The organism is Nonomuraea sp. NPDC049750, assembly GCF_040659625.1.
In the GTDB taxonomy this organism is placed as follows: domain Bacteria; phylum Actinomycetota; class Actinomycetes; order Streptosporangiales; family Streptosporangiaceae; genus Nonomuraea.
In genome coordinates, this window is sequence record NZ_JBFANB010000003.1 from 549,866 (window position 1) to 563,323 (window position 13,458).

The 13,458-nt window shown below is 69.3% G+C and carries 11 protein-coding genes; 9 read left to right on the forward strand and 2 right to left on the reverse strand.

The features are described 5' to 3' along the window. Nucleotides 1–50: 50 nt before the first annotated feature. The gene (locus AB0J16_RS11010) at nucleotides 51–1,565 is read right to left on the reverse strand and encodes a glycosyltransferase (protein ID WP_358537154.1); all 1,515 of its coding nucleotides are present in this window, start codon (nucleotides 1,563–1,565) and stop codon (nucleotides 51–53) included. Between the two features lie 158 nt (nucleotides 1,566–1,723). Between AB0J16_RS11010 and thrC the strand changes: the two genes are divergently transcribed. From thrC to AB0J16_RS11035, 5 genes are all read left to right on the forward strand, one after another. Further along, entirely contained in the window at nucleotides 1,724–2,782 is a 1,059-nt protein-coding gene (thrC, locus tag AB0J16_RS11015) for a threonine synthase (RefSeq protein WP_358537157.1), read from the forward strand. 176 nt (nucleotides 2,783–2,958) lie between these two features. Further along, nucleotides 2,959–3,930: a homoserine kinase gene (locus tag AB0J16_RS11020; RefSeq protein ID WP_358537159.1), complete on the forward strand. Its 972-nt coding sequence runs from the start codon at nucleotides 2,959–2,961 to the stop codon at nucleotides 3,928–3,930. Nucleotides 3,931–4,386: 456 nt separating this feature from the next. Then, complete coding sequence (gene rho / locus AB0J16_RS11025) at nucleotides 4,387–6,501, forward strand: transcription termination factor Rho (RefSeq protein WP_358537161.1); 2,115 nt, start codon at nucleotides 4,387–4,389, stop codon at nucleotides 6,499–6,501. A 651-nt stretch (nucleotides 6,502–7,152) separates the two neighbouring features. Next, nucleotides 7,153–8,364, forward strand: coding sequence for a sensor domain-containing protein (locus tag AB0J16_RS11030; RefSeq protein ID WP_358537163.1), 1,212 nt, complete (start codon nucleotides 7,153–7,155; stop codon nucleotides 8,362–8,364). Between the two features lie 9 nt (nucleotides 8,365–8,373). Continuing rightward, nucleotides 8,374–9,009 (forward strand): response regulator transcription factor, encoded by a 636-nt coding sequence (locus tag AB0J16_RS11035; protein WP_358537165.1) that lies wholly within the window; start codon nucleotides 8,374–8,376, stop codon nucleotides 9,007–9,009. Here the strand turns inward: AB0J16_RS11035 and AB0J16_RS11040 are convergent, their stop codons facing one another. After that, nucleotides 9,010–9,984: a hypothetical protein gene (locus AB0J16_RS11040; RefSeq protein ID WP_358537168.1), complete on the reverse strand. Its 975-nt coding sequence runs from the start codon at nucleotides 9,982–9,984 to the stop codon at nucleotides 9,010–9,012. Between the two features lie 277 nt (nucleotides 9,985–10,261). On the opposite strand from AB0J16_RS11040, the gene rpmE reads away from it, so the two are divergent. The 4 genes from rpmE (at nucleotide 10,262) to AB0J16_RS11060 (ending at nucleotide 13,254) form a co-directional block, all read left to right on the forward strand. After that, nucleotides 10,262–10,480, forward strand: coding sequence for a 50S ribosomal protein L31 (gene rpmE, locus AB0J16_RS11045; RefSeq protein ID WP_225290356.1), 219 nt, complete (start codon nucleotides 10,262–10,264; stop codon nucleotides 10,478–10,480). An 89-nt stretch (nucleotides 10,481–10,569) separates the two neighbouring features. Then, on the forward strand, nucleotides 10,570–11,622 hold the full coding sequence (gene prfA, locus AB0J16_RS11050) for a peptide chain release factor 1 (RefSeq protein ID WP_358537171.1): 1,053 nt from the start codon (nucleotides 10,570–10,572) through the stop codon (nucleotides 11,620–11,622). Further along, nucleotides 11,619–12,473, forward strand: a complete 855-nt coding sequence (gene prmC, locus AB0J16_RS11055) for a peptide chain release factor N(5)-glutamine methyltransferase (protein ID WP_357942650.1) — start codon at nucleotides 11,619–11,621, stop codon at nucleotides 12,471–12,473. The genes prfA and prmC overlap by 4 nt, the downstream gene beginning before the upstream one ends. 133 nt (nucleotides 12,474–12,606) lie before the next feature. Then, the gene (locus AB0J16_RS11060) at nucleotides 12,607–13,254 is read left to right on the forward strand and encodes an L-threonylcarbamoyladenylate synthase (protein ID WP_358537174.1); all 648 of its coding nucleotides are present in this window, start codon (nucleotides 12,607–12,609) and stop codon (nucleotides 13,252–13,254) included. Nucleotides 13,255–13,458 lie beyond the last annotated feature (204 nt).

A 13,458-nucleotide genomic window follows, 5' to 3' on the forward strand; every position in this document is an offset into this window, starting at 1 on the left:
TCGGGGAGAGGCAGCGCGGCTGGCCGGGCTTGGGGCGAGAGGCCGCGTGCTCAGCTGGGCCGGAGCGCGGACTTGAGGCGGCCCAGGAGGGTCCGTTCCTCGGTGGCGGGAACCGTGACGATCGGCGGTAGCGGCGCGGCGGGCTTCTGTGGCGCCGTCTTCGGAGCCGTGGTCTTCTCGGCTGTGGGTTTCGGCTGCGGGGCCGGGGGCCAGTAGCGGTCCGGGTCCTCGTGCCGTACGCCGTGCGTGGTCTGGATGATCTCGTCGAGATCGTCACCCGGCGCGGCGAGCAGCAGGGCGCGGCCCAGGGCCGAAGTGCGTTCGAGGCGGGCCGCGCGGCCGTCGGGCAGGTCCACGACGAGCACGCCCGTCAGGTCCTTCTGCACCGTCTCGATCATCCGTTCCAGCGTCGCCTTGTGCAGCGGCACGTCGATCGGGCCCCGGTAGCGGAACGGCGCGGGCGCCGGTGTCGGGGCCGCCTCGTCGATCAGCCGGATCCGCTCGTCGTGGGCGAACAGGTCGCGCATCAGCCGCATCTCGAAGAGCGGGTCGCTGAGCACGGCCCGCCGCCCGTCGTGCAGTCGCGCCCACGGGCCCACCAGCGTCACCACGACGTCCTGAAGCTTGCCGTCGAGCGCCGCCGCCACCGCCTGCCGGACCACCGCTTCCGAGGTGTCCGTGACGTCCAGGACGATCTCCACGTACGGCACGAGCCAGCGGCGGCCCTGATCCTTGCGCAGGTCGCGGCGGAGCGGAACCCGGTGCGCCAGGTACGGCTCGACGGCCCGCACGGCGCGATCCCTGTCACGGTGCTGAGCGGGCAGCCCGAGGTGTACGGCCTGCGCTTCCATGTCCGGGATGAACACGACGCCGTGCATGGCCAGCCGGTAGGCGAACTCGGTGTCCTCACCGCGTACGACGTTCGGATCGAGACCGCCCACGGCGTGGAAGACCTCACGGGGAAGGGCGAAGGTCGGTCCCGTGCACACGTGGTAGGGATTGCGGCTCTTGCGGAGCCCGTCGGTCTTGGCGATCGTCGCCTCGGTGGAGCTCGACACGCCCGACGCCAGGTCGAACACGTCTCCCAGGTGTCCCGCCCGGAAGACCTGCTCGGCGGTGATCGTCGGCACCTCGATGAAGCGCTTCATCCCGATCGTGACCAGATAGTCGGTCACGTGGTGCCAGCGGGCCAGGGCCTCGATGTGCTCGCGGCAGGCCACCATGTCGGCGTCGAGGCGCTGGATGATCTCGCCGTCGGCGGCCTTGGCGCCGGTGTTGACGGCGTTCGAGATGCCCCAGCCGGTCTTCACCGGGACGATCCGGGTGTTGACCGGCCGGATCTCCGGCAGCCGGATCGGTGGCTCGCTGCCGTCGTCCACGACCAGGACCTCCATGAGGTGGTCCGGGTACGTCTGAGCGGCCAGCGCGGCCAGCGTCAGCTCCAGATGGGGCCCGCCGTGCGCGGGTATCACCACGCTCACGGACAGGGCCGGTGACCAGGTGCCGAGCTCTGGCGGCGACAGCGGAGAATAGTCGTTCTGCGTCATGGCAGGACGCGCGTTCATGGTGGTGACCCCCCTGCCGGGGACCTTACCGGGAGATGCTGAGAATTTCCTGAAATATGGGTTGTTGCGGCTGAGGCTCGGCGGCCCGGGACTCGACTCCGTGAACACCGCCGGGACCCCGTACACTCGGTGCCCAAGACCGCAGGTAGGGAGTCAATATGAGCAGGTCGTGGCGTGGCCTCATCGAGGAGTACCGAGAGCGCCTTCCGGTCACCACGAAGACGCCCGTCATCACGCTGCTGGAGGGCGGCACGCCGCTGGTGCCCGCGCACCGCGTCTCCGCGCTGACCGGGTGTGACGTCTACCTCAAGGTGGAGGGCGCCAACCCGACGGGCAGCTTCAAAGACCGTGGCATGACGATGGCCATCAGCAAGGCCGTCGAAGAGGGGGCCAAGGCGGTCATCTGCGCCTCCACCGGCAACACCTCGGCCTCGGCCGCCGCCTACGCCGTACGCGCCGGGCTCACCTGCGCCGTGCTGGTGCCACGCGGCAAGATCGCGATGGGCAAGCTGGCCCAGGCGCTCGTCCACGGGGCCACGCTGCTCCAGGTCGAGGGCTCGTTCGACGACTGCCTGGAGATGACCCGCAAGCTGTCGTCCAGCTATCCGATCGCGCTGGTCAACTCGGTCAACCCGTTCCGGCTGCAGGGCCAGAAGACGGCCGCCTTCGAGATCGTCGACACGCTCGGCGACGCGCCCGACATCCACTGCATCCCGGTGGGCAACGCGGGCAACATCTCGGCCTACTGGATGGGCTACCGCGAATACGCCGCCGACGGGATCGCCACCAAGGCGCCGCGCATGTTCGGCTTCCAGGCCAGCGGCGCGGCTCCCATCGTCAACGGCGGGCCCGTCGCCCATCCGCACACGATCGCCACGGCCATCCGCATCGGAAATCCCGCCTCCTGGCAGCTTGCCACGGCGGCGCGCGACGAGTCCGGGGGCGCCATCGAGTCGGTCACGGACCGGCAGATCGCGGCCGCGTACAAACTGCTGGCCCAGGAGGAGGGCGTCTTCGTCGAGCTCGCCTCGGCGGCCAGCGTCGCCGGTCTCCTTCAGGCGCACGCGCGCGGGCTCATCGAGCCCGGGCAGCGCATCGTCTGCACGGTCACGGGCAACGGCCTCAAGGACCCTGACTGGGCGATCGCCGGCGCGCCGGCTCCGGTCACCATCCCCATCGACGTCCACGCCGCCGCGGCCGCCCTCAACCTGGGCTAGAAGCGCCGGGGCTCGTACTGCGTGCGGGGCGCATGCCGTGGCCCGCGCTCTACTTGCCATACGGATGCTTTGCCATACAGAAGCGTTGCCGTACGGGAAGCTTTGCCGCACGGATGCTTTGCCGTACGGAAAACAGGCCCGTCGCCGCTGAAGGCGGCGGGGGAAAGATCAGGCGAATGAGCACCGTTGACATCCGTGTGCCTGCCACGTCGGCGAACCTGGGCCCCGGCTTCGACACCCTGGGCCTGGCCTTGGGCCTGTACGACGAGGTCCGGGCCACGCTGACCGGCGAGCGGGGCGTCCACGTCACCATCGAAGGACAGGGCGAAGGCGAGCTCGACCTCGGCGAAGGACACCTGGTCGTCAAGGCCATGCGCAGGACGTTCGACCGCATGGGGGCCGCCCAGCCAGAGGGCATCCGGCTGCACTGCCTCAACCGCATCCCGCACGCCCGCGGCCTGGGTTCGTCCTCGGCCGCGATCTGCGCGGGCATCCTGGCCGCCCGAGCGCTGGCCCGGCCCGGCGAATCCACGCGTGCGGAAACCGGCGACGGGGGGCCGCGCGCGGCCGGATTCCCCGACGGATACGGCCTTTCCGACGACGAGGTGTTCGCCCTGGCCACCGAGATGGAAGGGCATCCGGACAATGTCGCGCCATGCCTGGCCGGAGGCTTGACGATTGCGTGGACCGACCACTCCGGATCACCGCGTATGGTGAAACTGCTCCCGGATGTGCGCATCCGGCCTGTCGTGTTCGTTCCGGCGACGCGTCTGGCCACGGAGACCGCACGGGGGTTGTTGCCGAAGGACGTGCCCCACAAGGACGCCTCTTTCAACGCCGGCAGGTCTGCGCTGCTGATCGCGGCGCTGACTCAGCGGCCGGAGCGCGGGCTGCTGCTCGCCGCCACCGAAGACCGACTTCACCAGAAATACCGTGCGCCTGCGATGCGGGCCAGTGCGGATCTGGTAGAACGTCTCCGTGCAGTGGGCGTGCCTGCGGTCGTTTCGGGAGCAGGTCCCACAGTTCTTGCGTTTTCGACATCGGATTCGCAGGATTTGATCGCGCCAGAAGTGGGTAATGACTGGCACATCCAGCTTATGGACGTCGACCCGGTTGGTGCGAACGTTCAGTTCCCCGAGACACGCTGATGCCTCTTTAGACCTTCAGGGAATAGCCGTGTGCGCTGGTGATGTTAGGCTGATAGCCGCACCAGATGCCCCCTTGGTGGGTGCGTGCTTGTCAGCCACACATCGCTGCATAATGCTGCACGTCGCGAGGCGTGTGCGGCGCGGCTGTCTCCCCGGAATCCGTTGCCTCCGGTTGGCCCACACCCGGTTGGCCCAACGTGAGGCGGCGACGACGGGGGTCTGCGCGTTCGAATCACCTCGACATCTGGCTGGCGACAGCAATCTGAGGGGTGTCATCCACGCGTCACTGTCCTGTGGCCGCTTGGACGTGCCTCTCCCCAAGAGTGGCGGTCGTCCCCAGCGGCGGCCGAAGATCGCAACGTGCACCCCGACCCGGTCTGTCCCGCCGGATCGCAAGCACCTCCGGGACGCCCGGCAGAACAAAACCGGCGCCCGACCCCTGGGAAGGACCTTTAGTTGAGCGACACCACCGAACTCCTCTCCGACGCACCAGGCTCACCTGCGCAGCCCGCGTCCGGCGACACCCCCACCCGCGCCGCGGCCAAGCCCCGTGCGCGTCGCTCCGGCACCGGCCTGTCCGCCAAGGTGCTGCCCGAGCTGCAGAAAATGGCCGCTGAGCTGGGCATCAGCGGCACCGGGCGCATGCGGAAGAGCCAGCTCATCGCGGCCATCCAGGAGAAGCAGGGTGGCGGCACCGGAGAAGGCGCGCCCGCTGCTGTAGCCGAGGCCCCGGCCGCCGCCGACGCGGCGCCCGCCGCGGAGCGGCCCACCAGGGCACGCCGGGAACGTTCCCGCCCCAAGACCGTTGAAGAGCCCGTCGCGCAGGCTCCCGAGCCGGTGGCCGCGGCCCCCGAGCCCGTGGCCGCCGCCGCCCCGGCCGAGCCGGTCGTGGAGCAGGCACAGCCCGCCGACACCCAGCTCGACCCGCGTGGCGACCGTGGTGAGAGCCGCCGTGAGCGGCGCACCAGAGGCGAGCGCCGTGAGCGTGGTGACCGTGGCGGCAGCGACCGTTCCGGCAACGACCGCGGTGAGGGCGGCCGCGATGTTCGTGACGGTCGCGACAGCCGCGACGGCCGTGATGTTCGCGACAGCCGCGACAGCCGTGATGTTCGTGACAGCCGCGATGGCCGTGACAACCGTGACAGCGGTCGTGATGGTGGCCGTGACGGCGGTCGTGACGGCGGTCGCGTGGACCAGCGTGAGCGCGTCGCCGACGGCGGCCGCGGCGCCGACCCGCGTGGCGGCAACGACCAGCGCGGTGACCAGCGCGGCGACTCCCGCAACGATCAGCGGGGCGACTCGCGCAACGATCCGCGCGGTGCCGGCGACGACGACGACCGCGGCGGTCGTGGCAGGCGGGGCCGGTTCAGGGAGCGCAACCGCGGCCGTGGCCGTGAGCGCTTCGAGAGCAACGAGCCCGTGATCGGCGACGACGACGTGCTCATCCCGATCGCCGGCATCCTCGACATCCTCGACAACTACGCGTTCGTCAGGACGAGCGGCTACCTGCCCGGCAGCAACGACGTCTACGTCTCGCTCGCCCAGATCCGCCGCAACGGCCTGCGCAAGGGCGACGTCATCACCGGCGCCGTCCGGCAGCCGCGCGACGGCGAGCGCCGCGAGAAGTTCAACGCCCTGGTCCGCCTCGACACCGTCAACGGCATGGACCCGGAGCAGGCCCGCAACCGGCCCGACTTCAACAAGCTCACGCCGCTCTACCCGCAGGACCGCCTGCGCCTCGAGACCGAGCCGAACATCCTCACCACGCGGATCATCGACCTCGTCTCGCCGATCGGCAAGGGCCAGCGCGGCCTCATCGTCTCGCCGCCCAAGGCCGGTAAGACGATGGTCCTCCAGGCGATCGCCAACGCGATCACCCGCAACAACACCGAGTGCCACCTGATGGTCGTGCTGGTGGACGAGCGGCCTGAAGAGGTCACCGACATGCAGCGGTCGGTCAAGGGCGAGGTCATCCACTCGACCTTCGACCGTCCCGCCGAGGACCACACCACGGTCGCCGAGCTCGCCATCGAGCGGGCCAAGCGCCTGGTGGAGCTGGGCCACGACGTGGTCGTGCTGCTCGACTCGATCACCCGCCTCGGGCGCGCCTACAACCTCGCGGCTCCCGCGAGCGGGCGCATCCTGTCGGGTGGTGTCGACTCGACCGCGCTCTACCCGCCCAAGCGCTTCTTCGGCGCCGCCCGCAACATCGAGAACGGCGGCTCGCTGACGATCCTCGCCACGGCCCTGGTCGAGACCGGGTCCAAGATGGACGAGGTCATCTTCGAGGAGTTCAAGGGCACCGGCAACATGGAGCTCAAGCTCAGCCGCTCCCTGGCCGACAAGCGCATCTTCCCCGCGGTGGACGTCGACGCGTCCAGCACCCGTAAGGAAGAGATCCTCATGGCCAAGGACGAGCTCCAGATCGTCTGGAAGCTGCGCCGGGTGCTCCACGCGCTCGACATGCAGCAGGCGCTGGAGCTGCTCCTGGAGAAGATGAAGGAGACCAAGTCCAACGCCGAGTTCCTCCTGCAGGTCCAGAAGACCACGGTGAGCAACGACCGCGACTGACGCTGGTGAAAGGGCGGCAGAGTTCTCTCTGCCGCCCCTTTCTCTTTGTACGGCCTTCTTTCTTTGGTACGGCATGCGTCACGGGCCTCAGGGGGGTCTGGGGGCCTCTGGGGACACGGCCGCTGCCTCCACCAGGGGCGGCCTGCGAGGACGGGCCGTCTTCGTCTGCTCGGCCGGAGGCGGATGTCCCTTCGTAGGGGTTCCGGCGATGACGGGTCGTTCTTCTCCTCTCCCGGACCGGAGGGGTGTCTCTGGTTAGGGGCCCCGGCCGCGACGGGTCGTCTTCGCTCCCTCCCCCTGAGGGGCATCCCTCGTTAGGGACCCCAGCCACGACGGACCGCCTTCTTTCTTCCCCCCCGGAGGGGATATCCCTGCGAAGGACCCCAGCCACCCATGGACCGTCACAGGGATCGAGGCGGTCGTGTGACGGGGCACCCGGGGAGCCATCGCACGGGCACAGCCGCCGATCCGCAGCAGGGGGCAGCCTGTTGTGACGAGGCGGTGAGATCGGCCACTGGGGATAACCCCACCTGAGGACGGAAGTCCGCCACATTCTCAGCGGCCCGTTGGACGGGCACCCTTGATGGCATGGTTGCTGTGCCGTTGAGGGAGCGCGTGCCGTTGGGGCCCCGGGGGCCCATTGGCGTTGTGGTGGATCCGGCCACGTGGCGGGCCGTGCCCTACATGCTGGTCAGTCTGGCCTTCGGGGTCGGCTGGTTCGCCGTGCTGGCCGTGGCGGTGCCGTTCTCCCTCATGCTGGTGGTCCTGTGGGTGGGCATCCCGCTGGTGCTGCTGACCATGTTCACGTGGCGCGGAGCGGCGATGCTGGAGCGCCGGGTGCTGTGGGCCGCGCTGGGCGTACGGATCGCCGATCCCTACCGCGCCCGGCCCGAGCGGGGGATCGGCGCCCACGTGGGGTGGTTGTTCAAGGATCCGGCCACCTGGAAGGACCTCGGCTATCTGTTACTGCTGTTTCCGCTGAGCCTGGTGGAGTTCGTGGTGTCCGCTCTGTCATGGGTGGGGACCCTCACGCTGATCACCGCGCCCTTCTGGCACGCGCAGGGTGAGGTGCTGCGATTCAACGACGCCCTGGCCCTCGACAGCTGGCCGGGGGCGGTGCTCGGTACGATCTTGGGCTTCTGCATGCTGGCAGTGACCGCCTATGCCGTACGCGGGATGGCCTGGCTGCACGGCACGCTGGCCGTGGTGTTGCTCAGCGGGAGCGAGGAGGAGCGACTGCGGGCCAGCAGGGCCAGGGGCATCGACGCGGCCGAGGCGGAGCGCCGCAGGATCGAACGCGACCTGCACGACGGCGCCCAGCAACGGCTGTTGTCCGTAGCGGTGGACCTCGGACGGGCGCAGGCCAAGCTCGACCACGCCCCCGAAGAGGCCAGGCTGCTGATCGCCCAGGCGCACAGTGGCACGAAGGCCGCGATAGCCGAGCTACGCGACCTGGCCAGGGGCATCCATCCGGCCATCCTGAGCGATCGGGGGCTCGACGCGGCGCTGTCCGGGCTGGCCGCGCGGGCGCCGGTGCACGTGGACGTGGCGGTCGAGCTCGGCACGGCCGACGAGCGGCCGCCCCCGGCCGTGGAGAGCATCGCCTACTTCATCGTGGCCGAGGCCCTGGCCAACATGGCCAAACACTCGGCCGCCACCGAGGCGTCCGTACGGGTGGCCAAGGAAAACCGGCAGGTGATCGTCGACGTGTGGGACAACGGCATCGGCGGCGCCCTGGTCAGCGCGGGCGGCGGCCTGGCGGGGTTAGCCGACCGGGCGGCCACCATAGACGGGGTGCTCATCCTGCACAGCCCCGTCGGCGGTCCCACCCTCGTGCGCGCGGAGTTGCCCTGCGAGTGGTAGGCATTGCACATGCGCGTGGTCATCGCCGAGGATTCCGTACTGCTCCGCGAGGGGCTGGCCCGGCTGCTCGCCGACGGAGGCATCGAGACCGTCGCGGCGGTCTCCGATGGGTCGTCCCTGATCACCGCGGTCAAGGAGCACGCGCCCGACCTGGCGATCGTCGACGTCCGGATGCCGCCGAGCCACACCGACGAGGGCCTGCGCGCCGCGCTGAAGGTGCGGGCGGCCAGACCGGACTTCCCGATCCTGGTGCTGTCGCAATACGTCGAGGAACGCTATGCGGGCGAGCTCATCGGCCCGGCCGTCGGCTACCTGCTGAAGGAGCGGGTGGCCGACGTGGCCGAGTTCCTGGAGGCCGTGCGGCAGGTGGCGGCGGGCGGCACGGTCATCGACCCCGAGGTGGTGATGCAGCTCCTCAGCAGGCAGCGGCGTGGCGCCCCGCTGGACACGCTCTCCCGGCGCGAGCGCGAGGTGCTGGCGCTGATGGCCGAGGGCCGCTCCAACACGGCCATCGCCGCCCGGCTGGTCGTCACCGAAGGGGCCGTGGAGAAGCACATCTCCGGGATCTTCGCCAAGCTGGCCCTCGGGCCGGCGCCCGAGGACCATCGGCGAGTGCTCGCCGTACTCACCTATCTGGGCCGTTGACTACCTGACGTCCACGAACTCCTGCGGCGACAGCGCGCTGCGGGTCCTGCTCGTGCCGGGCGCCTTGACGCGGAAGTAGCCGTCCTTCTTCATGGCGAAGGATTTGGCGTACTTGCCGGTCGAGTTCGTCTTCACGAAGCGCAGGAGCTTGTACGTCTTGGTGCCCTTGGTCTTGAAGTAGACCTCCAGCTTCTTGTTCGGATACCCCTTGGAGCCGCGATAGACCTTGCCGGAGACCGTGACGGAGGCACCCTTCCGTACCTTGGCCGGGGCCTTGATCGTGATCCTGACCTTGGCCTTCTTCGAGGCGCCGCCCACCGGGGCGACGACGGTGAAGGAGCTGACGCCCTTGAGCGACTGGCCGCCGCGGTTGGCGTACACCTCCAGCGTCCAGTCGCCCGGAGGCGTGTCGTCGCTGAAGAACGTGCTGCCGCGGTAATAGCCGTCGGAGCCGCGCTCCAGGTCGCCCAGGTCGTAGGACTCGTTTGACTCCTCACTGATGAGCTTGGCGGAGACCGACTCCGCGTCGGTCACCGAAGCCTTCACCGAGACCTTGACGTCCTTGCCCTTGATCAGGCGCACCGGGTTGGGCGTGACGCCGCCGCTGGTGATGCCCTGTTTGCCAGCGACATTGAGGACGAAGGCATTGTTTCCGGTGCCCGAGGCACGCGGGACACTGACGTTCAGCTTCCAGTCGCCGGCGGGGTCGTCCTTGCCGATGCCGAACCTGCCGGTGATCGTCGTCTCAGTGGCCTTGCTCGTCGGAGACGGCCGGAAGTCGAAGTCCACGTCCCGTCCCGACTTGCCGGGCGGAGTGATGCTGCCGGTGACGGCCGCCGTGACGGTCGCCGGGTCCTTCAGTCTGAGAGTGACGCTGACTTCGATGTCCCGGTCGACCGGGATGAACGCGTCCGACGTGGCAGCCCCGTTGAAGTCGCTTCCAGCACTGGCCGCTCGCGCGGCCGAGAGGTTCACGCATCCGAGGAGAAGCGCGGCCCCCGTAGCGGTCGCGAGTAGCGACCGCAGCCCCTTCTTCATCTGATCGCAGTCCTTATGGGAAAAAAGTAATGGTTTGTGCGCGGGAGCCTAATGTGACGACAGTGAGTCCGCTATAAGGTTCCGGGAATGCCCGGTGGCCTGGGACGGTTACAGCATCTGGCACACTGGTAGCTGACCCGCAGCGGTTCCGGCTCCCGCCCGCGTTTGATCGCGACATCTGGCGACCCGGCGACCGCACCTCGAAAGGACAGCAATGAAGCCCGACATCCACCCCGCCTACAACGTGACCCAGGTCTCCTGCACCTGTGGCAACACGTTCACCACCCGCAGCACCGCCAAGAACGGCGTCATCCACGCCGACGTGTGCTCGGCCTGCCACCCGTTCTACACGGGCAAGCAGAAGATCCTCGACACCGGCGGCCGGGTCGCGCGCTTCGAGAAGCGCTTCGGCAAGAAGTCCTCGGGCAACTAGCTTCACCGACGCCGACCCGGACGCACTCACGTGCGCCGGGTCGGCGTTCTTGGTGAAGAGACCGTTACACCCCAGACGAAGGACGCACGGTGAATCTCGACGAGTTGCTCAAGGAGTATTCCGAGCTGGAGCTGCAGCTCGCCGATCCCGCCGTGCACGCCGACCAGAACAAGGCCCGCACTCTCGGCAGGCGTTACCGGCAGCTGACCCCGATCGTGGGCACCTACCGGGAGCTGGCGTCGGCCCGCGACGACCTGGTCGCGGCCAAGGAGCTGGCGGGCGAGGACGAGGGCTTCGCCGCGGAGGCGGCCGAGATCGAGGAGCGCATCCCGCGCCTCGAAGAGCGGCTCAAGCACCTGCTCATCCCGCGTGACCCCAACGATGACAAAGACATCATCATGGAGATCAAGGCGGGTGAGGGCGGCGAGGAGTCCGCGCTGTTCGCCGGCGACCTGCTCCGGATGTATCTGCGTTACGCGGAGCGGCTCGGCTGGAAGACCGAGATCATCGACACCCAGCACTCCGACCTGGGCGGCTACAAGGACGTCACGGTCGCGATCAAGGCCAAGGGCGACGAGGGCGTGTGGTCCAGGCTCAAGTTCGAGGGCGGCGTACACCGTGTGCAGCGGGTGCCCGTCACCGAGTCGCAGGGCCGCATCCACACCAGCGCCGCGGGCGTGCTCATCTACCCCGAGGCCGAGGACGTCGAGGTCCAGATCGACCCCAACGAGCTGCGCATCGACGTCTACCGCTCCAGCGGCCCCGGCGGCCAGAGCGTCAACACCACCGACTCGGCGGTTCGGATCACCCACCTGCCCACGGGCACCGTGGTCTCCTGCCAGAACGAGAAGAGCCAGCTCCAGAACAAGGAGTCGGCGCTGCGCATCCTGCGCGCCCGGCTGCTGGCCATCGCCCAGGAGCAGGCGGAGGCCGCCGCGCAGGCCGAACGCAAGTCGCAGGTGCGCACGGTCGACCGTTCCGAGCGGGTTCGCACGTACAACTTCCCGGAAAACCGCATCTCCGACCACCGAGTCGGCTTCAAGGCGTATAACCTCGACCAAGTTCTCGACGGCGAGCTCACCGCCGTCACCCAGGCCCTCATCGACGCCGAAATGGCGGAGAAGCTCGCACAACACTCATGACATTTCTGCTGGACGAAATCGCCCTCGCCACCGCACGGCTGGCCGAGGCAGGTGTGCCCTCACCGCGTACGGACGCGGAGGAGATCGCGGCCTTCGTCCACGCCGTGCGCAGGAGCGAGCTGCACACGGTCAAGGACGCCGACTTCGACGCGCTCTTCTGGGAGGGCGTCGCCAGACGCGAGGCCCGCGAGCCGCTGCAGCACATCACCGGCCACGCCTATTTCCGCTACCTGGAGCTCGCGGTCGGGCCCGGCGTGTTCGTACCCCGGCCCGAGACCGAGGTCATGGCGGGCTGGGCCATCGAGACGCTGCGCGCGATGGACGTCGCCGCGCCCCTGGTCGTCGACCTCGGCACCGGCTCGGGCGCGATCGCGCTGTCGATCGCCCAGGAGGTCGCGCTCTCCGAGGTGCACGCGGTCGAGGTCGACCCCGGCGCGTACGGCTGGGCCAAGCGCAACATCTCCGAACACGGCCAGGGCCGCACCCACCTGCATCCGGACGACCTGGCCGAAGCCCTGCCCGAGCTCAACGGCAAGGTCGACCTGGTCATCTCCAACCCGCCCTACATCCCTCCTGGCGCGATTCCGCGTGACCCCGAGGTGCGCGACTACGACCCCTCGCGGGCCCTCTACGGCACCGGGGACGACGGTCTGGGCGAGGTACGCGCCGTCGAACGTACCGCGCGCCGCCTGCTGCGGCCTGGTGGCTGGGTCTCCGTCGAACATGCCGACGAGCAGGGCAGGGCCGTCTACCTGACGTTCCCTGAGGACAACGGCTGGCGGGACGTACGACTGCGGCAGGATCTGACCCGCAGGGACCGCTTCGTCACGGCCAGACTTGGCCAGGACTAGGATGCACGCGAGCGGCGCGGCCTTCTCCTGACGGCGAGAGGTCGCGAAGTGACCGAATCGCGAAGTGACCGAATGAGGAGGGGGGAGCCTCGAGAGCGCCGCTCCCCGCCGAGCGGAGCGAGGCGATAAGACCGTGGGAAGACGCTTTGACTGCACGAACATGGAGCAGCGGGCCGAGGGCCTGACGGAGGCCGCCTCCGCCGTACGCCGCGGCGAGTTGGTGGTGCTGCCGACCGACACGGTCTACGGGATAGGCGCCGACGCCTTCACCCCCGCGGCGATCACCGCCCTGCTCGAGGCCAAGGGCCGCGGCCGCGACATGCCGCCACCGGTCCTCGTCGGCACCGTCAGGGCGGCCAACGCCCTGGTCGACGACCTGGGACCGTACGGTCAGGACCTCATCGACGCCTTCTGGCCCGGCCCGCTCACGCTCGTCTGCAAGGCCAACCGGGCGCTGTCCTGGGACCTGGGCGAGACCAAGGGCACGGTCGCGCTGCGCATGCCGCTCCACCCGGTCGCGCTCGACCTGCTGAAGGAGACCGGCCCGATGGCCGTCTCCAGCGCCAACCGCTCGGGCGCCCCGGCGGCCATGACGGCGGCGGAGGCCGAGGAGCAGCTGGGTGAGTCGGTCGCGGTCTACCTGGACGGCGGCAAGACCACGGACAACACACCCTCCACGATCCTGGACCTGACCACGGCGGTGCCGCGGATGCTCAGGCGGGGGGCGATCCCGGTGGAGAAGCTACGGGGCATCATCGGCTACGTCGCCACGGACGACTGACCGCGGGGCCTGGCGGCCTGGTCCGTTCACGCGGCCCGTCTGTCCGCCTGGTCGGTCCGCCTGGTCGGTCCGCCTGGTCGGTCCGGCTCATCGGCCTGGTCGGTACGGACTGTCTGCCTGGTCGGTCCGGCTCATCGGCTTGGTCGGTACCGACTGTCTGCCTGGTCGGTCTGGCCGCGCGGCCCGTCAGAATGTCAGTCCGCC